Here is a 20962-nt window from a genome sequence, read left to right as displayed (position 1 = left end):
GCTTCTCACCGAGCACATCGAGGTTTCGTATGAACACCATGCTGGCCGGGCGGCTCCGCCTGGACACCCGTACCTTCGCCGTCGAAGAGGTCCCGGTCCCGGTTCCCGGTCCGGGCGAAGTCCTCGTCGAAGTGCGGGCCGCCGGCGTCTGCCTGTCCGACATCCATCTGATCGACGGCAGCCTGAGCCCCTTCTACCCCGTGGACACCGTCAAGGACTCCGGTGCCCTCACCCCCGGCCATGAGGTGGCCGGTGTCGTCCACACCGTCGGCCCCGACGTCAAGGGCAACTGGACTCCCGGCCTGCGCGTCGTACTGCAGGCCGGTCAGGCGTGCGGCGACTGCGCCGACTGCCTGCGCCACATGACCTGCCGCCAGCCTCTGACCCGAGGAGTGGACTACGACGGCGGTTGGGCGCAGTACGCCCTCGCCCGGGAGGACACGCTGCTCCCCATCCCGGACCACCTGCCGTTCGACCAGGCCGCGATCATCCCCGACGCCGTCTCCACCCCGTACGCCGCGATCATCGACACGGGCGCGGTCCGCCCCGCGCAGGCAGTCGGCATCTGGGGAGCCGGAGGTCTCGGCGCCCACGGCATCCGGCTCGCCCGCCTGGCCGGAGCCGCCCCAGTCATCGCTGTCGACCCGCTGGCCTCGGCCCGCGAGCGCGCCCTCCTTTTCGGCGCCGACCACGCGCTGGACCCCACAGCCGGAGACTTCACCGAAGCGGTGCACCAAGCCACGGCAGGCCGGGGCATCGACGTCGCCTTCGACTTCGCCGGCGTCGGAGCGGCCCGCGCCCAGGCCACGACCGTGCTCGGCCCGAACGGCATCCTGGTCCTCGCCGGCCTCACCCCGGAGCCGGTCAGCGTCGCCGACAGCATCGACTTCTGCTTCAACGTCCGGCAGATCCGCGGACACTACGGCTCCGAACCAGAGCACGTCGAACAGCTCGTCGCGCTGGCCGCCGCCGGACGGATCGACCTCGGCCCCTCCGTCAGCGCCCACGTCCCCCTGACCGAAGCCGCGGACGCCGTCGCCCGGCTGGAGAAGAAGGTCGGAGACCCGATCCGCCTCGTACTCACCCCCTGAGCACAGCAGGGTGGAGTCCGGATCACCAGGCACAACACGGCCGATTCCGCCTCCGCCTCCACCACCGCCCGAAGGTCAGCGACACCCCGGATATTCGGCCACCCCGCGCTGACAGGGCAGCCACTCAAATGCGACGACTACCTGCCCGGCTGAAATCCTTCTCTGTTTTGACATCTTTCGAGGGAACAGAAAGCAGCCGAAGCCGGTGTTCGATTACGAGGTCGGACAGCAAGTACGTTCACGATCGCCGAATTGTTCGAATGAGGCTCGTCAATCGGCGATGCCCCGAACTCAGGAGTCGGTGCATCATGCACTCGCTCCGCTCGAGACAGGTGCACTTTTTTGTTGCAGTCGGACTCCACAATTGGGACGGTGGAAACGTCGGAACCGCAGCTAAGAGAGGAGCCGGAAGCCGACATAGAAACCACGGATTCGGGTGGCACGTCACCATATCTGGCACGGCCCATAGCATTATCGAATCCCTTACTGACCCGATCACCCAATACATCTCACCATACGCAGACCGCGTGATTGAAGGAGAAAAGCATGTCGAACTCTCTTAAGGGCGGAACCGAGGAAACTGCAGTCGACGTCGTGATCGTCGGTGCCGGCTTCGCCGGCCTGACCGCCGCAGAACGGCTGGTGAATATGGGCGTGTCGGTCTTGGTTGTGGAAGGTCGCGACCGCGTCGGAGGCCGAGCGTTCTCGGGCGAAGTGGCCGGGGTCAAGGTCGACCTCGGGGCGACGTGGGTCGCACGGCGGCACACTGCGATCCGGGACCTCGCGAGCCGGTTGGGGTGCACCACGACCAGTCAGTTCGACGAGGGCCACAACGTCCTGTGGATGGACGGACAGCGCAGCACCTACACCGGCACCTTCCCCGAGGTCTCACCTGAAGCCTTGGAAGACCTGGCCCGTATCCAGATGGCCGTGGCGGAACTGACTTCGACCATCAACGTCGATGCAGCCTGGGAATCCCCGGACGCCGGGCAGCTCGACGCGATCTCGTTCGGAGAATGGCTCGACCAGCAGCAGGCGGCGACGAGCACCCGGGCGCTGATGACGATCCTCACCAAGGTGCAGTGGGGCTGCAGCCCGGGGGACGTCTCTCTGCTGCACGCTTTGCGCTACATTCGCGCTGCCGGGGGCGTGGAGCACATGCTCAGCGTCGAGGACGGTCAGCAAGAGGAGCGCATTACCGAAACGACTCAAGAGATCGCCGTGAGGCTCGCCGAGCGACTCGGCGACAGGGTTGTCGTCGGTGCCCCTGTTCGACGAATCACCCAGGACGACAGCGGCGTCACGGTCAGCACCGAATCGAAAGTGATCAACGCCAAGTACGCCATCGTCACTGCCGCCCCCTCGCACCGCGCCGACATCGACTTCGAGCCTGCCCTGCCTGACAAGGCGGAAGGGCTCGCGAAGACGTGGCGTCTGGGCACGCTGAGCAAGGCATTCGTCGCCTATGAGAAGCCCTTCTGGCGGAGCAGCGGGCTTTCGGGTGAGGCACTGACCGACACCGGGACCGTTTTCATCACCTTCGACATTTCGCCCGATGACAACGGACCAGGCGTCCTGATGGCCTTCTGCGACCCTCGCGTATTCGACGGTTTCAACTCGGCGGATCGACGTCGCCGGGTGATCGACCAGCTCGTCGAGCTGTACGGCGCTCAGGCGAGCGCCCCCATCGACTACGTGGACCACTGCTGGGGCCCGGCGTCCGAACCGTTCGCCCCGGGAGGGCCGAACCCTGCTGTAGCCCCCTATGCATCCGTCAGTTACGGCAGCGCCCTCACGGAGCCCCACGGGCGCATCCACTGGGCTGGGGTAGAAACCGCCGGCGAGTGGGCCGGAACCATGAACGGCGCCGTGCTTACGGGTCAGCAGACCGCCGAGCGGGTCGCACACCGGCTTGGAAAGCGCGCCGACGCGGGTGCCCAGTAGGCAGCGCTGCGGGGAGCCGATTTCGGCAAGGCCGGACGGGAAGACGTAGCAGACGGCTGCGGCGGTCGGCGAGAACGCCGCCGAATCGGCTCCTGGCAATGCTAGTTAAGGGATGCCCGTGCCTCGGTCTTCAGGCTCCGGAAATGAGCCCAAACGCAACTTGCGCAGCCGCAGGATCGAGGCAGATCACCGACGTGAACGAATGCGCGACCGGCCCGTGCACCGTGCACCATACCCGGGTAAAGCCGGTGCTCAGTGTCGTTCCCACCGCGGCCGTGGCTGGTGACAGTGAGGTGCGAGGTAACCGCCACAGGCAAGAACACCGTGTCGTGGGCGTGCCGACTGGGGCGCCCCGCCCAGGGGAGTGACTTTGAGTATTCGGACTGTCCTTGTGGGTCTCGGTGCCACTGGCCGGGCCATCGCTTCTTCCTTGCTGCAACGCGCGGACGTGGAGATCGTCGGAGCAGTGGACCAGGACACCCGTGTGGCTGGTCAAGACCTCGGAGTGCTACTTGGTGGCGCCGCGAACGGTGTCGTCATCGTGAGCGACCCGGCCGACCTGCCCGCCGCCGACCTCGCGATCGTGGCGACCACCTCGGATCTGCACAGGGTGGCCGACACCCTGCTGCCGCTGCTGGAGCGTTCGTACAACGTCCTGAGCATCAGCGAGGAGCTGGCCTATCCCTGGCAGAGCCATCCCGGCCTGGCCCGAAGGCTCGACGACACGGCGAAGGCACATGGCGTGACCGTCCTGGGCAGCGGGGCAAACCCGGGCCTCCTGATGGACACCCTTCCTCTCCTGCTGACTGCACTGACCCAGCGCATGGAAAGCGTGTGTATCCGCCGGCGGACGAACATGTCACGCTACGGCGCGATCCTGTCGAAGTTCGGCCTCGGTCCGACCACAGAGGAGTTCGCGACGGCTCGCAGCCGGGGCGAGGTCGTCGGGCACTACGGCTTCGAGCAGGCCATCGGGGCGCTCGCGGCAGGGCTCGGGTGGGATCTCGACTCGGTGGACGTGGCAGAGGTCGAACCCGCTGTCGTGACGACGTCGCCGCGCGTCGGGGACCATCTGCGTATCGAACCGGGACAGATCACGGCTGTCACTCATGCCGCCCGGGGCGTGCTCAAGGGCGAACCGGTGATCGACCTGGAGATCACGTTCGGGTTCTTCGAGCCGGCCGATGAGATGGCCGCGGGCGACGACTACCGGATCGTCGGTGAGGAGCAGGTCATCGACCTTGGTTCCTCCGTGGGCTTCGATTCCTTCCTCAGCACGATCGCGACGGCGGTCAACGCCGCCGCCGCGGTCGTCGAGGCGCGTCCCGGTCTCCTGTCGATGGGAGACCTCCCGGCCCGCTCGGTCGCGGCCAAGGGAGAGCAACGAGCAGCCCGGGCCTCGCTCGGGGCCACGACTTCACCGGACTGAGACGGAGACACGCAAGACGGAAAACCTCTTGCCCACCCGTCTTCACACATCTCGCCGAAGAGACGCCCGTCACGGTTCATCCGCTGGACCGGAGCGAAGGCTTGCGGCGCATGCCGAGCAAATCTTGACGCGAATCGTGAAATGGGACAAACCCCCCACCTGAAGGAACGGTATGAGGACCGACAGCACGAAATACAGCAACTTCACCGGCTGGATCGACCGACCGGACGACGTGCAGCCCGCACTGGACGGCGACCTCACCTGTGACATCGCCGTCATCGGCGGCGGCATGGGCGGCATGGCGGCTGCGCTGCGCCTCGCGGAGCGTGACCAGGACGTGGTCCTGCTGGAGGCCGAGTTCTGCGGCTACGGCTCAGCCTCGCGCAACGGCGGTCAGATCGCCGGGGCGCCGGGCGGTGACCTGCGAATGCTCAGCATCCAGTCCCCTAAGAAGATGCCGGTCATGGCGAAACTGGCGGAGCACGCGGGCCGCTACGTGGAAGACCTCATCAAGACGCACGACATCGACTGCGACTACGTGGCAAACGGCCTGGTGTGGGGTGCGGTCTCACCCCTCATGATGCTCAGGGTGCGCACCCAGGCGGCGATCCTGCGCGCCTACGGTGGGAATGGGACTGTCGGCAGCAGGGAGAAACTCGGCCTTCCTGCCGGCTTCGTGGGCGGTATGCGGGAATCCATCGGCGGGATGCTGAACCCGGGCAAGCTCGCTCGTGGTGTGCGTCGCGCGCTGCTCGCCTCGTCGGCCAAGGTCTTCGAGCAGTCGCGGGTGAGCGATGTCCGGCGAACAGGCCGCACCGTCGAGCTCACGACACCGCATGGCACCGTGCGGGCCAACAAGGTGCTGCTCGCAACCAACGTCTACGGCGGCGAGTGGGACATCTGGCCCAAGAACCTCGCGACGCCGCTGTACGTCATCGAGATCGAGTCGGAACCCATCGCGCCGGAGCGGCTCGCCGAGCTGGGCTGGACCAGTCGGTCCGGCATCATCACCCAGCACCAGTTGATGACCCACTACCGGCTCACCGAGCGCAACACCATCGTCTGCGGGGTCCGCCAAGCGCAGCGAGGCCAGACCTACCCGCTCCCGGACCGGGTACCGGACCCCATTGTCGTGCAGGACATGGGGAAGGATCTGGCCCGTCGGTTCCCGTCGCTGTCCGACGTGGCCATCGAGCGGGCCTGGGGCGGTTGGATCGGCATCAGCCCGGACTGGCTGTCGATCGCCGGGCAGGTGGGTGACAACGTCTTCTACTCGATGGCCTGCAACGGCCACGGCCTCTGCCAGGTGCCGTACGTGACCCACCAGCTCGCCGACTACATCGTCGACGGTGAGATGCCGGACGACCTCGCCGGCATCTGGTCGGACGCCTCGAAATACCCACCGTCGATGTCGCTGCTGATGCAGCCGCTTGTCCTCCGAGCCGTCTGGGGACTGGACCGGTTCAACGACTTCCTCAACGGCAGCAGGACACTGGCGCGACGGGCTCTCCGTCGTCGCAGGCGCGCGGACTCCTGAAGTTCGGGCGGCGCCTGATCTGTGACGGCGTGGTATGAGATCGCCACCCGCTACGGCAAGACCGCCCAGTCCTACGAAGCAGCCGTCCCCCTCGCATCACTCCTTGTGTGGATCTGACATTTGACGAGAGAACCCAGTAGGCAGCGCTGCGGGAAGCCGATCTCGGCAGGCCGAACGGGAGGGCTTGGCAGGCAGCTGCGTCGACCGGCGAGGACGCCGCCGAATCGGCTCCTGGTACCGCTAGCGGGGGGGGCAGGCTCCGCACCGCCGTCTCATCGCGGTCGCAGGGCATCTACCAGCTCGACAAGAGGAACCTGGAAGAGAGTTCAAGGGCTCCGACGGCAAGCTGTTCAAGCACCAGCTCAAGGTCGGCGACACCATGAACCTCCCAGGCGGCGCGGTCTCGGTCACCTTCGACGGCGTCCAGGAGTGGGCCGGCTTCCAGGTCACGCGGCCGCCCGGCAGCGGCTGGGCGCTCAGCGGTGCCGTCGTCGCCATCTTCGGCCTGGCCGGCTCCCTGTTCATCCAGCGCCGCCGCATCTGGGTGCGGGCCGTGCGGGGCGCCGACGGCGTGACCGTCGCCAAGATCGCCGGCCTCGGCCGCAGCGAGTCCGCGAAGGTTCCCGCGGAGCTCGGCGACCTCTCCGAGGTCCTGTACAACCGGGCGCCCGCCGCGCCCGAGAACGCCGCCACCCCCGAATCCACCGACACCCACGCCGTCACTGCCGAAGAGACTGAGAAGAAGTGAATCTCGCCGCCGCAACAAACGAGCATCTCGCGAACGTCAGCAACACGCTGATCTACTCCGCGATGGCCGTCTACACCCTGGCTTTCTTCGCGTACATCGCCGAGTGGCTCTTCGGCAGCCGCAGCAAGGTCGGCCGCACCGCCGCCGCGCTCACCGCCGACGCCGCCACCAAGGCCGCGTCCGGTCCCGCCGTCACCGTGAAGAAGGCCGGCACCACCGCCGTACTGGAACGCCCCGAGGTCGTCGTACGCGCCGCCTCCGGCTCCCGCGACGTGCCCGACGGGCCGGGCGCGCACGGCGGCACCGAGAAGGGCGACCTCTACGGACGCATCGCCGTCTCCCTCACCGTGCTGGCCTTCGCCATCGAGGCGGGCGGGGTGCTCACCCGCGCGCTGTCGGTGAAGCGGGCGCCGTGGGGCAACATGTACGAGTTCAACATCACGCTCACGACGGTCGCCGTCGGCGTGTACCTGGTCCTGCTCGCGCTGAAGAAGAACATCCGCTGGCTCGGCCTGCCCCTGGCCACCACCGTCCTGCTCGACCTCGGCCTCGCCGTCACCGTCCTCTACACGGCGAGCGACCAGCTGGTGCCCGCCCTCCACTCGTACTGGCTGTACATCCACGTCTCCACCGCCATCTTCTGCGGCGCGGTCTTCTACGTCGGCGCCGTCGGCACGATCCTGTACCTCTTCAAGGACAGCTTCGAGAACAAGCTCGCCGCCGGCGGCACCCCCGGGCGCTTCGCCAACTCCGTCCTGGACCGGCTGCCCGCCGCCGCCTCCCTCGACAAGTTCGCCTACCGCGTCAACGCCGCCGTCTTCCCGCTGTGGACGTTCACCATCATCGCGGGCGCGATCTGGGCGGGCGACGCCTGGGGCCGCTACTGGGGCTGGGACCCCAAGGAGACCTGGTCCTTCATCACCTGGGTCGCCTACGCCTGCTACCTGCACGCCCGCGCCACCGCCGGCTGGAAGGGCCGCAAGGCCGCCTACCTGGCCCTGGCCGCCTTCGCCTGCTGGCTGTTCAACTACTACGGCGTCAACATCTTCGTCTCCGGCAAGCACTCGTACGCGGACGTGGGCCTGGGCGCCCTCCAGTCGGTCGGTTTCTGAACCGGCCCCCTACTGCGCGGGACGTCACCGCGGACGACGCCTGCGGTGACGTCCCGCAGCCGCTCCACGTACAGGCTCAAGTTCTTGTGGGCGACGTCGGTGTCCGGGTAGCGGACGGCGAACCACAGGCCCTCCGGGAGCCAGAAACGCATCCGCTGAGGCGAACGGGGGTTCAGCATCGACGGCGGCTACGCGACTCACCCACGGGCATCCGGCATACCGCTTGGCCTGCCCGAGCAGGGCACAGCGCATCCACTCGCCAGCCGACAGAGCCCGCCCAGTTGCCCTGCGGGCCAGGTCGTCCGTCATGGCTGCGATCGCAAATTCAGCGTCCTCGAGAACAGCGCTGGAAGACAAACTGCATGACGAGCCGAACACGTCACGCGTGTACGCACAGTCAACTGCACGGTGATGCCCCACCGGAGCGCTCCGCCGGAGCCTCGTCTCATGGCTCCGGGCAGAGGCCCACCAGGGATGCTCCCCGGCGGGGCCTCGGTCTATCACCGGCCCTGTCACAGACACCCCTATAACGCGGGGGTGCGGGAAACCGGTCTGACCAGGTTGAAGACCTCGCGGGCGGCATACCGCTTGAGGCATCGCATGATCTCACGGCGGGTCTTGCCCTCCTGGGTTCGGCGTTCGTAGTACGCCCGGGTGCGCGGGTCGTGGCGCAAGCGGGTGAACACGATGCGGTGCAGGGCAGCGTTCGACTGACGGTCGCCGCCGTAGTTGAGCCGACGCGTGCACCGTCGGCCAGAGGAGTACTCGATGGGGCTGACTCCGCAAAGGGCAGCAAAGGACGCCTCAGTGTTCAGTCGCTCGGGATTGTCCCCCATGGTGATCAGGAGAGTGGCGGCACTGTCCGGGCCGATGCCCACCGGTACGAGCAGTTGCGGCGCGTAGCGCTCGACGAGCCGGGTCAGGCGTTGGTTCAGCTCGTTGATCTGTCCGCTGAGCTGTTCGATGCGTTCGGCGAGCATGCGTAATGTCATGTGGGTGGCCTGGGCCACCGCGTCCTCTTCTCCCCCACCATCGGGTGGGCTGAGGGTCGCGCAGGTGCGGAACAGCTCGGCATTGCCCAAGGTCGACAACCGTTCCCGCAGGGCGGGGTCGGCGATGACCAGGACGGCCTTGAGCTGGTTGATCGCCTGGGTGCAGGCCTTGACCGCGGAGTCCTTGGCGAGTTTGTAGATCCGGGCGCTGTGCACGGGTCCGTCGCCGGATTTGGCCTGGGCCCGGGCGCGACCACTGAGCACGGCTCGCGCTGCGGCCTGCGCATCGAGCGGGTCCGACTTACCGAGCAACCGGCGGGCCGACCGGTCGGGCCGGTTCACTTCGAACACCTGGATCTGCTGGGTCACCAGGTAGCGGGACAGGCCCGCGCCGAAGGTGCCGGTGCCCTCCACGCCGGCCCGGCGCACCGTCCCCCGCTTGCGGGCCCACACGAGCAGCTGCCGATAGCCGGCCGCCGTGGCCGGAAACGACTCGTTACCCAGGACCTTCCCCAGCGGGGAGGTCACGGCAGCGACATGCATCTCGCCGTGCGTGTCCACGCCCAGTACGACCTCTCTCCGCACGGGCGGGTCCGTGTTCGAGGAGGTGCTGCGCTGTCTGGTCGTCATGGTGGTTCGCCTCCCGGGTGGTGACGTGCTGGGCGGATCGCACCGGCCCGCATGGGCGGTCTGAACCGTGATGGCGCCTGAACTCGGCAAGGCCCCTATTGGGACACGCCCTGTGGCTCGGTGGCAGGCAGCATCCCGCGACGACAGTCGACAGGTCTGTGACTGGACACTTCGGTCATAGATCTCATGAGTCAGACCTCCGCCTGGGACGGCACTGCACAACCGTCCCATCGATCCCGGTACAGCGGCATGACTCGACCACTGCCGGATGACTTCGACCGAACCGATGCTCAACATGACTGAGCGCGCTGACAAGGCGTTGACTACCGTCCACTCCTGACCGTCATGGCCGGCAGCGCTCGGGTCAGCACCGGCTACAACGGAATTCCTACGCCTGATCCGGTCCATCGACCCAGGAAAACTTGGTGTGTCAGCGCAGCCCTCTACGCTGGGATCCGACACGCGCACAGTGGGGCGGCGGGACGGTCAGAGGACGGCAGTGGCATCGAACGACAGCAGGGCACACAACTGGCAGAGCATCCGTGAATGGGACGGAAGCCAGCATCGCGCGTTCGAGGAACTCTGTTTCCAGCTCCGGACGCCGGCGCCTCCGGGCTGGGAGACGATCAAGACTGCTGCTCCGGACGGCGGCGTCGAATGGTATGACCAGGCGCCCGACGGCAGTGCTGCGCACGGATACCAGGTCAAGTTCGTCCACAACATCGACGATCTCATCCCTCAGGCGAAGAAGAGCGCCAAGACAGTCGGTGAGAACATCGCGAACCGGAAGATCGTCCGGCTTGAGTTCCTCACCCCCTTCGACCTCTCCGACCCCACCCCTGTCACCCCGCGCGGGAAGGCGCGTACCGGTGCGAGGGAGCGGTGGAACAGCAACGTCGCCCGGTGGAAGAAGGACTTGCCCGGTCTTGCCGACGTGGACATCCGCTACGTCGGTGGCGGTGAGCTGCTGGAGCGGTTGACCCGGCCTGGAAATGAGGGGCGTCAGTGGTTCTTCTTCGAACGGCGGGCGCTGGGCAGCGAGTGGTTCAGGGAACAGGTCACGCTTGCTGAGCGTCTGGCCGAGGCGCGGTACACACCCGAGCATCATGTGACGTTGCCCCTTGCGCGTGTGGCGGATGCCTGCGCCCTGCCGCAGGAGTTCTTGAGGCAGGGCGTCCAGCGATCCCGGGATCTGCAGGCCGCTATGGTGGCCCTCCTTTCCGAGATGACACGCTGGTACGACAGCTATCCCGTGCCGGCCAGCAGCCCCGACCATCAGGCGCTGGCGCGGTGGGTGCACGCGTGGACGCCCGCGTTGCGGGAAGGCGCCCACACCTTGGTCCACGACCTGTCCGCTGCATCCGCAACGTCCGGTTTCCCCGCCGAGCAGAGTTCTGCTGTGGTGGAGGACATGCTGGAGCGGCTGGGTGAGTTCAAGGACCTGGCTGACCGGTTCACCGAGGAAGAGCGTGAAAGCGACGACGCCATACCTGCGGCCGGACGGGGCGCAAACGCTCCGGTGACCGCGGTGCAGAGCGTGCAATGGTTGTGCGAGCGCGCTCTGGCTCGTGCCTTCGACGCCTGCGAACGCCTGGACGGCTTGTTGCGGAGTCCCGCTGCCCAGACAGCGGAGAAGAAGACCTGGCTGCTCCTGGGGGAGGCAGGGCAGGGCAAGACGCACTTGCTGGTCGACGCCGCGCGGCGGGCCGTAGACGAGGGCCGTCCGGCGCTGGTGGTGTTCGGGCAGGAGCTCACCGGGCACAACACGCTGAGTGAGGTCGCGCAGAAGCGTGGCCTGGGGCCGCTTGCCGAGCGGGACTTTCTCCAGGCGATGGACGCCGCTGGCGCGGCAAGCGGTTGCCGCTTCCTGTTGATCATCGATGCGCTCAATGACTCCGACGACGCCGGGAACTGGAAGAGCGAACTGCTCGCGCTGCAGGTGCGTCTGGCCGGGTACCAGCACATCGCTTTGTTGGTGTCCTGCCGCTCGACCTTCAAGTCGATCGTCGTGCCTGATCGCTTCGATGTGCCAGTCTCCGTGCACTCCGGCTTTGCAGGACGGGAGATGGAGGGGCTGGAGAGCTACCTGCGGGATGTGGCGGCGGTTCTTCCCAACACTCCCCTGCTGGCCTCGGTCTTCACCAACCCCTTGTTCGTAAAGCTGTACGCGGACAGTCTGAGCAAGAGCCTGGAGCGTGGCGGCTCGGGCGGCCATCCGCGTGACCGGAGCGCGGTGTTCGACGCCTATGTCGACCACCGTGCGGAGACCATCTGCTCCCGGCTCGGACTCGACCCCCTGGAGCGGCCCGTGCACCGTGCGGTGGACGCCCTGGCGGCGCGCATGGCCGCCGCACGGCGTTCCGTGCTGCCACGTGATGAAGCCCGCGCTCTTGTCGACGCGTACGCACCGGCGGCCACGTCGTGGCCGGCCACGATGCTCGGGCAGCTCCTCGCCCAGGGCCTGGTGTCCAACGAGCGGACCTACAAGGCCGACCAGGCAACCGGTATCGGTTTCCCCTACCAGGCGTTCGGCGACGACCGCGTTGCACGGTCGGTCTTCGCTGCCCACCAGGACGAGATCGACGCGCTACGCGAAGGACACCCACTGACCGCCGATTCCGCGCTGCGAAGCTGGCTGAGGCAGGCTGCCCCGAACTACCAGGAAGCAGCGTCGATTCTCCTGCCCGAACAAACCGGGACGGAACTCATCGACCTGCTGGCCGACTCTCCCACATCCGCAGAGGCCACAGCTGGCCCCGGCAGACGCGCGGACGCACGAGGCTACCGGCTGGCCCGCAGCTTCCTGGAAACGCTTCCACTGCGCAGCACACGCAGCGTCAACGAACGCACCATCGAGCTCCTCAACGAGACCGCCGCACGCCACGGACGCAATTCCGACGTGCTAGAGGCGGCGGTAGCGGTCACCGCCGAGCCGGGGCATCTGCTGAACGCCGACCGTCTCCACCGGATGCTGCTGCGAAAACCGCGGCCCGAGCGCGACGCGTGGTGGGGCGTAGAGACCTACTCCTTGCTGTGGGACGTCACGGCACTGCACCGGCTGCTGCGCTGGGCCGAGCAGTACCCCACCCCGCGCCATCTCCACCCTGCATCCCTCACGGTCCGGCGTCGGCTCGGGGACCGGACCCGCCGACCGGTGCAGACGGCCAGAGCCGACCACGAGGAAGTCGTCCGGCTGGCCGCCACGACACTGGTGTGGACCCTCACGTCCTCCAACCGGTTCCTGCGCGACCGGGCCACCAAGGCCCTGGTGCAGCTGCTTCTGGGGCACGGAGACGTTCTCGTCTCCCTCCTGGACAGATTCCTCCACGAGGACGCGGAGAAGATCGATGATCCCTACCTGTTCGAGCGTCTGGTGTGGGTTGCTTATGGAGTCCTGGCCCGTCGCAGCGAGGACGACGGCAAGCACGACCTCCTCGGGACAGTCGCTCGGCGGCTCCTCACGTACTCCTACGGCGCGGTCGGTTCGCCCGCGCACGCCTCACGGAACGGGCTGCTGTGCGAAGCGGCTACACGCGTTGTGACCTTGGCGCACCGTGCTGGAGCCGTCACCGGCGAGGAAGCAAACGCGGTCAGGCATCCACACGCCTGCCCTCCGATCGGGCAGGCTCCTACGGAGGAAGACCTCGACGTGCTCTTCCCGCGGCGGGAGCAGAACAAGTCGCTGTGGGGATCGCTCCGCTCGTCCCTTTCACCCCTGGGAGACTTTGCGGACTACCAGGTCCGGCCGGCCGTAAGGCACTTCAGTTTGCTGCCGCTGTCGACCGACTATCCCCGTCGGCCGGCGTGGCAGCGCGCCGACGATCCTGTCGTAGTCGACCCCGCCCGTATTCCGGCCTTCGCGCAAAGCCTTCCGGAGTCCGTCCGGCCCACCTTGAGCACACTGGCTGCCGTTGAACAACTCCTCACCGGGAGGAAGGCAAGGGACGTCCTCGACCCGGACCAGTACGCGCTGCTGCGGGCCTGCCGAGTGCCCCCCGGCCGACGACGAACGCCTCGCCGCTGCCCACGTCGACGCCGAGTGGGCCGCACGCTGGGTCCTCGCCCGCGTCGCTGACCTGGGCTGGACGCCTGAACTGTTCGCCGAATTCGACAACATGCGTTCCCGCCACTCTGGCTCCCGCCAGTCACACAAGGGCGAACGGGTCGGCAAGAAGTACCAGTGGATGGCCCTCCACGAGCTCGTGGAACGCCTGGCGAACCACCGGCACCCCCACCGGCAGACCGAGCACGACGCCGCCGAATACCCGGGAGCGGCACGACTGTCGCTGCTCGACATCGACCCCTCCCTTCCTCCGGCCCGACACCCCTTCTCCGACACCGACGACGACAACAGTCCAGACGAAGCCGACCACGCCACCTTCCCAACCGCCGACCCCGCACACCCGCTGGCACCACCTGTCCCCGACCTGCCCGACGACGAGGGCGTCGACGAATGGATCAGCCGTCCGGACAACCTGCCCGACCTCGACGAACTGGGCATCCGCACCGACAGCGACGGCAGGCAGTGGATCGTCCTTTACGAACAGGCCATGGACGACCACGACGGCCGAGGATGGAACGTCACCCGTGGCCAGGCGGAGCAATGGCACCGCATCCACAGCTGGCTCGTGCCTGCCCCCCAACTCACCAGCCTGCTCACATGGCTTAAGGGACGTTCGTTCACAAACCGGCTGATGCCCGAAGGGCCCGATCGCCACAGCCTTCTCCTGGCCGGCTTCCCCACCGTCCCCAGTCCCTGGACCGATCCGGAACCCGAGTACTGGCATGTGAGTAGCTTTCAGTACGACGAACCCGATCACGGTGAGGACGACTCCCCCTGTCCAAGAGGACGACGATCTCTCCTCTCCGGAGCCAGCCCCTGGGCCACCGGCATCGGAGAGGAGCGTCGCCATCGCCATCTGGCGGGAGCGCAGGGAGAAGCGCCGGGAAGAGCTGCTCCTGGAGCTCGCAGAGCAGTGGGCGGACGGTCCGATGGAAGAAGACGAGGACGACTGGCTGGAGCGCACCCTCGCCGCACAGCCGCGAGGCCGGATGGTGTTCGCCACAGACCCCGATGGGGAACCCGTCACCGCTATTCCGACTGACCAAACCTACAATTGGGATGGTCAGAGCCTGGACTGCTCCCTCGACGCATCCGTCTCCGTGACGCTGCTCAGTGACCCACTCCTGAGAGACAGCAGGCTGCGGCGCGACCCGGACCGCCCCTTCTGGTACGACACCGACGGGCAACTGCAGGTGCAGTACCTGACATGGGACCGCCCGAGCGGCAGGGCCTACAGTCTCCTCGCGTCCAGAGAGTGGCTCGAGCACTACCTCGAGCGCAGCGGCCACTGCCTGGTCCAGGGCATGACCGGTGAACGGCAGCCCGTGACCGCCGAGCACCCGTGTGTCTGGAGAGAGTTCAGCCAGAGCGCCGGCCGCACGGCCCAAGGACAATGCAACCCTGGGACCATCGTCACCGAAGTCAAGAGAAGCATCCGGTAGCAGGCCGTCGCCGGACTTGGTCCGGGCCCGGGCACGACCGCGGAATACGGCCGGCGCGGTGACCCGTGCGTCGAGCAGGTTCGGCTTTCCCAGCAGACGGCGAGCCGTCTGGCTGAGCGGCTTTCCACAACCGTAGAACGCACATGGTGCGTAGCATGTGCGTTGTGAATCTTCCGGCTCATGTGCGGCAGGCTCTCAACGAATCTGTCCATCCAGCAGAGTTCGAACGGTGCGCTTGTGCCCTGTTGCAGTCCCGGTATCCGGGGTTGTCGGCGGTCGAGGGCGGTCATGACTTCGGCCGTGACGCAGACATCTACTTTCCTTCCGACAGCAATGATCCTCAGGCGCGGGGGCGCCTTATGGTCACCACTGGTGATCCGATCGCCAACGTGCGCAACGGCCTGAAGCGGATGCAGGAGGAGGGCTTGCAGGTTGACCTGGTTGTCGTAGCCAGCTCGCGCCCCGTCGACGCTCGCACCCGGAGGGCTCTGGACAAACTGTGCTCGGACCGAGGGCTTCCTCCAGCCCACGTGTACGCCCAGGAGTGGTTCGTTCACCAGTTGGTGCGTGATGCGGCATGGCGGCGGAGTCTCTTGGGTATCGAGGGCCGACTCGGCGCCTTGCTCGACGAGCCTTTGGAGGCACCTCAGGTGGCGAGCCCACCGCCGCTGGTGGGCAGAGCGAGCGAGGTTATGGCCCTGTCAGCTGCTGTGGATGCCCGCCAGGATGTGGTGCTCGTTGGAGTTCCGGGGGTGGGCAAAACTCGACTCACCGGTCAGCTCGGAGATCAAGTGGTCTACATAGAGCCCGCCTCGCTGGCTCACCTTCATGACGACCTGCTTCTGGTGCTGCCGAGAGCAGTGGTCGTGGACGATGCTCATGCTCATCCTGATGCAGTGCGTGTCCTGCGACACACCCGTCGACAGACCGATCTGCTGTTCTCCGCAGTGGTAACGACCTGGCCGGATCGGCTCGATGAGGTGCTTGGCTGGCTGCCCGGGGCGCTGGTCATCAACGTGGGCCCTCTCGAACGGACGGAGATGAACACGCTGGTCACCACCGCGGGTGTCACCGGTCATCGGTCCCGGGCTGCAGTACTCGACCAAGCGGACAGGCGGCCGGGGTGGGCGGTGACGCTGTGCGAGCTACTCACCAGTGGGCAGGGCGGGGACGTCTTCAGCGGCAGAGCGCACGTAGCGCACGTCGAGCGGTACCTGAGTGAGGCAACAACATCACACACCGTGCTGGATGCGCTGGCCTGTGTGGCCGCCCTGGGCGGCGCATCGCCGGAAATGCTGTACGCCCTCGCGCCCATGGTCGGAGTGGCTCCCGCTGAGTTGTCTGGCATGGTGGAGGGCCTTTCACACAATGGCCTGGTGGAGTCAGTGGACGACGTTTGGCGTCTGCAGCCGGCCCTGTGCGCGCCGCTGGTAGCGCGCTGGTTCTTCACCAGTCCGGTGCGGCGGCCGTGGGCCACGCTGGTCGATGCTTTCCCCGACCACGCGCTTAACCTTGCTTCCGCGGTGATGTCCGCAGCCGAGGTATCCCCTTCCTCGCAGGCACGGGCTCAAGCAGAGAAGTGGATCCACTCGCTCTCGGCCCCCACGTCCTGGGACGTCGGCATCTTCGCCGTCGTGGGGCAGTATGCCCGCCTAGACCCCCGCGCGGCCCAGTTCGCGGTGAACGGGGCTCTGGCCGTGCTGGCCACTCCTCGCGAACCCGAAGAGCTCTATGGGATACTCGTTGACCCTTTCGGTGATGCAGCTACCCGTCAACTCATTCAGAGCGCACGTCAGTTCTTGCTGCCGGAAGCGATCGGAGGACTGCTGGCCCTGGCGGTGGGAGACAGGCGGCGTCGGAACTCCACTCCGGATCACCCGCTGCGCGTGCTCAGCGATCTGGCCGGCGTGATCGACCCCGACTTCGGTACGTCACCAGAGATCCGCGCCCGTCTGCTGCGGGCGGTGCTCGACTGGATGCGCCGCCATCGCGCCTCGGGCGAGCAATGGAGCGTGGCCACCGAGGCCCTGGCGGGCATTTTCAGCGTCGAGGTATCAGGGAACTGGCCGGATCCAGGGGCACCGAACAAAGTCACACTCGCCCACGGCGTGGACGCCGCAGAGAATCTCTCGAAGCTACTCGGTCTGTGGGAGCAGGCAGTCCCGCTTCTGACCTGCGATACGGAAAGCGAGGACAGCGTCCCCTGTCCGCCCGTCGCGCTGGTCGCCCTGCTCGACATGGCGCTGGGATGGGTCCGGCTCGGCTTGGGCGTCGCTCCCCGTGGCCAGCCTCCCTCCGCCGAGCAGATGCGGTGGGGGGTCGAGGGAGGACGCCGCATTCTTGCTTCACTCCACCCGTTGCTGCAAAACAGCCCGGGAGCAGCGATGCGCGCTCACCGCGAACTCGCCCGGATCCGGGGCCGGGCTCAAACAGCTGGCCAGAAGCTGCCGACATTCGACGTCGACTCCGAACTTCAGTCCTTCTGTGAATGGGGAAGCGTCGAATTCACCCATGACTACGAGGCAGCCACCGAGCAAGTGCTCACTCAAGCGCAGACACTCGCGAAGAAGCTGACTGCTCTGGGGCCTCGGGCCGGAGTGGCCCGATTCAGCGAACTGGCTGAGCAGGCACACGTCGTCGGTGACTACACCGGCCATCTGACAGCCATCCGCATGGCCGAGCAGATGAACGACCCGACTGCCTGGTACCAGGCAGCCGCCGAATCAGGTGAGACCCTGTTGTTGGGAACTGCCCTGACGCAATGGCTCACCACGGCTCCTGACACCGTGCCGCCGTCCGTGTTGCTCGCGGCCCTCGACGATGCGGCCTCCCGACCCACTGTCATCAGCGCCGTCGTCGCGCGCAGCGTGGTGGATCAGACGGGAGAGCTGGTGATCGACTCGATGCGGGCCGAGGACGCGGCACTGCTCGAGACGCTGATTCGCCACGAGCCGGACGATGTCATGCAACGCCTGCTCGTCCACACCGTCCCTGCCATCGCCGCGAGCGCAGCGATCAGTTTCTCGGTCGGAGCACCACACGGCCCCACCCTGCCGACAGAATGGCAGACATCATGGCGCCGCGCGATAAGAAACCTGCGCATCGATCACCTACCCCCGCACAACCAGTGGCGAGCGGGCAGAGTCCTCGCGCACCTCGCGGAGCATGACGCCGACACCTTCGAAGCATGGTTCCACGAGCGGCTGAAGGACATGACCGCCCAGGGCTGGTACGCCTCGCCGCTCCCGCACGACAGCGATCACATCCTCGCTTACCTCCCACGTCCCCACCGGCTACGCCTGGCCATCCACTGCATCGGCCTGCCCCGCGTCGGCCATAGCGCCCTCATCCATCTCGTCGGCTCGGACACCGAGCTGGTCCATCACCTGCTCGACCAACACGCCGTAAGCCCTGACAAGCTGGTCGACTCCCTCTTCGGGCAGCGCAACACGGCCGTAGAGCAGATCGGTCCCCTCCTGCTGGAGCGGGGAGTGAGCGCCGACAGGATCGCGGCGGCTGTCGCCTGGTGCGACTCCTGGTCAGGGGACCGCTCGCTGATGCACTCTCAGCTTCTGGACTACTTCACCGCTCTTGCCGACCGAGTACCTGCGCTGCGCGCGGTCGCCGCAGCGGGCCGCGCACAACAAAAGGAGCTGCTTGATCAGGCTGAAGAGCGCGAACGTGCCGCACGAGTCCGCGGACGATGACCACAGATGTCTCTGGTGAGGGACGGGCAACACCGCTGGGGTAAGCAAATGAAGGCGACCGCGGTTCTCACCACATGAAAGCCGATCCCAAACAGCCTGCAGCACGGCACACACTCGCGGCGGCGGAGAAAGGATGAGTAAACGTTGGAAACGGAAGGCCGCGCGGTGCTGATCACCGCACCTGCAGGTTGAAGAGCAGGAACTCGACACCTTCCTCAAGGACGCCTGGCAGATTCCCATCTCAGTCGGCCTCCCCGACGCCCTCCTCGATGCGCTCGACCTACACACCCGCACCCTGCTGACAGCCGGTATCGAGTTCAACCGCGACGATCTCCTGCCCACCCTGTCTCGACTTCCGCAGCTCCCTGCACTGCCATGGGAGTCCGTCGGCTCCTAATGCGTCCCAGCGGTAGGCGAGCGCACACCACCGGATCGAAGGGCTGCTAGGGTCCGCCTTCAAAAATCGTCGGGTGGTGGATCATGGCGGGGCGTTACGTCGCCATGAACCGACCGATGCGGAGTGGAAGTTACTCAATCCGCTCGTACCGCGGCCTGCCACAGGACGGCCGCGGGTGTCGGACCGGCAGGTCATCAACGGGATGGTGTACAAGACCCGGACCGGGATCTCCTGGCGTGACCTGCCGGAACGCTACGGACCGTGGAAGACGGTCTACACCCGACACCCGCTTCCGCCGCTACGCCCTCAACGGCGTTTTCACCCGGGCTCTTCAACAGATCCAAGCATGCGCTGAGGCGGCCGGCGACGTCGACTGGCTCGTCCAGATTGACTCCACCATCGTCCGCGCCCACCAGCTCGGCAGGTCGAGTGCGCAGGTGGGGTTTCCTCGTCTGTGGACGTCTCTTGGGGATCGGATCGTGGGGTCCGAGATGGAGGTGTCACCATGGCTGCACAGCGGTAATTCGGAGGAGTTCAAGCGGTCGCTCTGGTGGAGTCAACGGGCCGCTCGATCAACTCGGGTAGCCTGAGCTTGGTTGCATAGTTCGCAGATGTCCAAATGGCGGGGCAAAGCTCACCACGTACTGAACCCGCTCACTGCAACAACACCCCAACCCGGATAGGGCTGCCGCTCAGGATCGCACAGCGAACATGGGCCGCGTCGCCGTCCTCACCGCTGGCACCCATGTCTCACGCTGGTGCGGGTGGCGGGAAGTGCGTGGCGCGGAACTCGGCGAGGGTCTGCTCCACACCAGCGATGGTCAGACGCCAGAAATCCCAGCCGTCGATCTTGTTGCTGCCGGTCGCGGCCCTGGCGGCGGTGGTCGGGGTGCGCCAGGGGCGGCCCAGGACATTGATCTGGCCCTCGTGGTTCAGGACTGCCTGGTGGACCTTCTTCTCGTGCCGGCCGGTGAGGGTGATGCCGACCTTCAGGTCGTCCGGGTCCAGATGTTGCCGCAGGTCTTGCAGGTCGACTCGGAAGCGTGCCGGGTCAACGGCGGGTGTGGGCGTCGTTGCGGTGGTGGGCGCGGCGGCGGGCCGGTCGCAAGCGCAATGCAGGGCCAGGGCCATGGCGGCTGCCGAGCTGTATGGCGCCTTGGGTCCCACTTTGTCGTCGATCAGCTGCTGGATGTCGGTCTTGTCACCGTAGCGGGCGAGCACGCCGACCTCCCGCATGAGGCGGCTGCGGAGCGGGGCGAGGTGGGAGTCGTTGAGCGCGAGGATCCGTATGGTTTCGTCGGCGCGGCACAGGCCGCGTTTCGTTTCGGCCAGCGAGTAGGGGGTGTTGCTGCGCCGGGCGTAGCCGGCGCTGTCGAAGCCGAGCAGGTCGGGGTCGCTGTGGTGGGCTGGGTCCAGGAGCAGCGGTTGTTCGCGGTCCAGGTCGTCGGCTGCCGTGCGGGCGCGGGTTCCGCCTATGAGGGGGAACTGGCTGCCCTTGGCGCGGCCTTCCCGGACGCCGTTGTAGCGGGCTCCGCCGCTGTTGCAGTGTCTGCAGGCGATGCGGTAGTTAGACATGTCGTAGGCCAGCCACCAGTAACCCGGGTGGCCGGGCACGTCGAGTACCTCGGATTTCGGCCGGTAGTGGTCGACGGTGATGTCCGCGCGCACGATGAGGGTCTCGCAGTACCAGCACTTGTCGCCGACGAGTTCGAGGAGAAGGTTGCGTACGGCGTCCTCGGTCCAGTGCATAGTGAATGTGCGCTTGGTGCCGGCGGCGACGGCGGCTCTGACCGCGTCGAGGGTGCGTTTGGCCTTGGTTGCCCAGGCCGGCGGGGCGGTGAGCCCTTGCATGTTCACGTGTCTCATCGGT

General features: G+C 66.8%; 12 protein-coding genes and 1 pseudogene. 10 read left to right on the top strand and 3 right to left on the bottom strand.

What is annotated here, in order from left to right; all coding sequences use genetic code 11:
• Positions 1-29: 29 nt before the first annotated feature.
• The 6 genes and pseudogenes from KUM03_RS01695 to ccsB all read left to right on the top strand — a co-directional run bounded on the left by KUM03_RS01695 (position 30) and on the right by ccsB (position 7861).
• The gene (locus KUM03_RS01695) at positions 30-1091 is read left to right on the top strand and encodes a zinc-binding dehydrogenase (protein ID WP_217245092.1); all 1062 of its coding nucleotides are present in this window, start codon (positions 30-32) and stop codon (positions 1089-1091) included.
• A gap of 546 nt (positions 1092-1637) precedes the next feature.
• Positions 1638-3035, top strand: coding sequence for a flavin monoamine oxidase family protein (locus tag KUM03_RS01690; protein WP_254398658.1), 1398 nt, complete (start codon positions 1638-1640; stop codon positions 3033-3035).
• Positions 3036-3501: 466 nt separating this feature from the next.
• Entirely contained in the window at positions 3502-4464 is a 963-nt protein-coding gene (locus tag KUM03_RS01685; RefSeq protein WP_308406223.1) for a dihydrodipicolinate reductase, read from the top strand.
• Positions 4465-4636: 172 nt separating this feature from the next.
• Positions 4637-6001 (top strand): FAD-binding oxidoreductase, encoded by a 1365-nt coding sequence (locus KUM03_RS01680; protein WP_217245088.1) that lies wholly within the window; start codon positions 4637-4639, stop codon positions 5999-6001.
• Positions 6002-6285: 284 nt separating this feature from the next.
• Positions 6286-6749 (top strand): annotated as a pseudogene (locus KUM03_RS01675) (cytochrome c biogenesis protein ResB); the annotation flags it as partial.
• Positions 6746-7861 carry a c-type cytochrome biogenesis protein CcsB gene (ccsB, locus tag KUM03_RS01670; RefSeq protein ID WP_217245086.1) on the top strand — a complete coding sequence of 372 codons (1116 nt, stop codon included), beginning with the start codon at positions 6746-6748 and terminating at the stop codon, positions 7859-7861. The pseudogene KUM03_RS01675 and the gene ccsB, both read left to right, overlap by 4 nt.
• 524 nt (positions 7862-8385) lie before the next feature.
• On the opposite strand, the gene KUM03_RS01665 is transcribed toward ccsB, so the two are convergent.
• Positions 8386-9483, bottom strand: a complete 1098-nt coding sequence (locus KUM03_RS01665) for an IS110 family transposase (protein WP_254398656.1) — start codon at positions 9481-9483, stop codon at positions 8386-8388.
• A 499-nt stretch (positions 9484-9982) separates the two neighbouring features.
• On the opposite strand from KUM03_RS01665, the gene KUM03_RS01660 reads away from it, so the two are divergent.
• On the top strand, positions 9983-13558 hold the full coding sequence (locus KUM03_RS01660) for a hypothetical protein (protein ID WP_254398655.1): 3576 nt from the start codon (positions 9983-9985) through the stop codon (positions 13556-13558).
• 70 nt (positions 13559-13628) lie between these two features.
• Here the strand turns inward: KUM03_RS01660 and KUM03_RS38085 are convergent, their stop codons facing one another.
• On the bottom strand, positions 13629-14396 hold the full coding sequence (locus KUM03_RS38085) for a hypothetical protein (RefSeq protein WP_254398654.1): 768 nt from the start codon (positions 14394-14396) through the stop codon (positions 13629-13631).
• A 79-nt stretch (positions 14397-14475) separates the two neighbouring features.
• On the opposite strand from KUM03_RS38085, the gene KUM03_RS38080 reads away from it, so the two are divergent.
• From KUM03_RS38080 to KUM03_RS39155, 3 genes are all read left to right on the top strand, one after another.
• The gene (locus tag KUM03_RS38080) at positions 14476-14988 is read left to right on the top strand and encodes a hypothetical protein (RefSeq protein ID WP_254398653.1); all 513 of its coding nucleotides are present in this window, start codon (positions 14476-14478) and stop codon (positions 14986-14988) included.
• Positions 14989-15152: 164 nt separating this feature from the next.
• A complete protein-coding gene (locus KUM03_RS01655; protein WP_217245084.1) occupies positions 15153-18695 on the top strand; it encodes a hypothetical protein in 3543 nt (1180 codons plus the stop codon).
• A gap of 470 nt (positions 18696-19165) precedes the next feature.
• Entirely contained in the window at positions 19166-19447 is a 282-nt protein-coding gene (locus tag KUM03_RS39155; protein ID WP_217245083.1) for a transposase, read from the top strand.
• A gap of 395 nt (positions 19448-19842) precedes the next feature.
• Here the strand turns inward: KUM03_RS39155 and KUM03_RS01645 are convergent, their stop codons facing one another.
• Positions 19843-20958 (bottom strand): HNH endonuclease, encoded by a 1116-nt coding sequence (locus tag KUM03_RS01645; protein ID WP_254398652.1) that lies wholly within the window; start codon positions 20956-20958, stop codon positions 19843-19845.
• Positions 20959-20962 lie beyond the last annotated feature (4 nt).

The organism is Streptomyces sp. AC602_WCS936, from assembly GCF_019049125.1.
Lineage (GTDB): Bacteria > Actinomycetota > Actinomycetes > Streptomycetales > Streptomycetaceae > Streptomyces.
The sequence above is the reverse complement of the archived record's forward strand: the minus strand, read 5'-3'. Positions and strand labels throughout refer to the sequence as shown.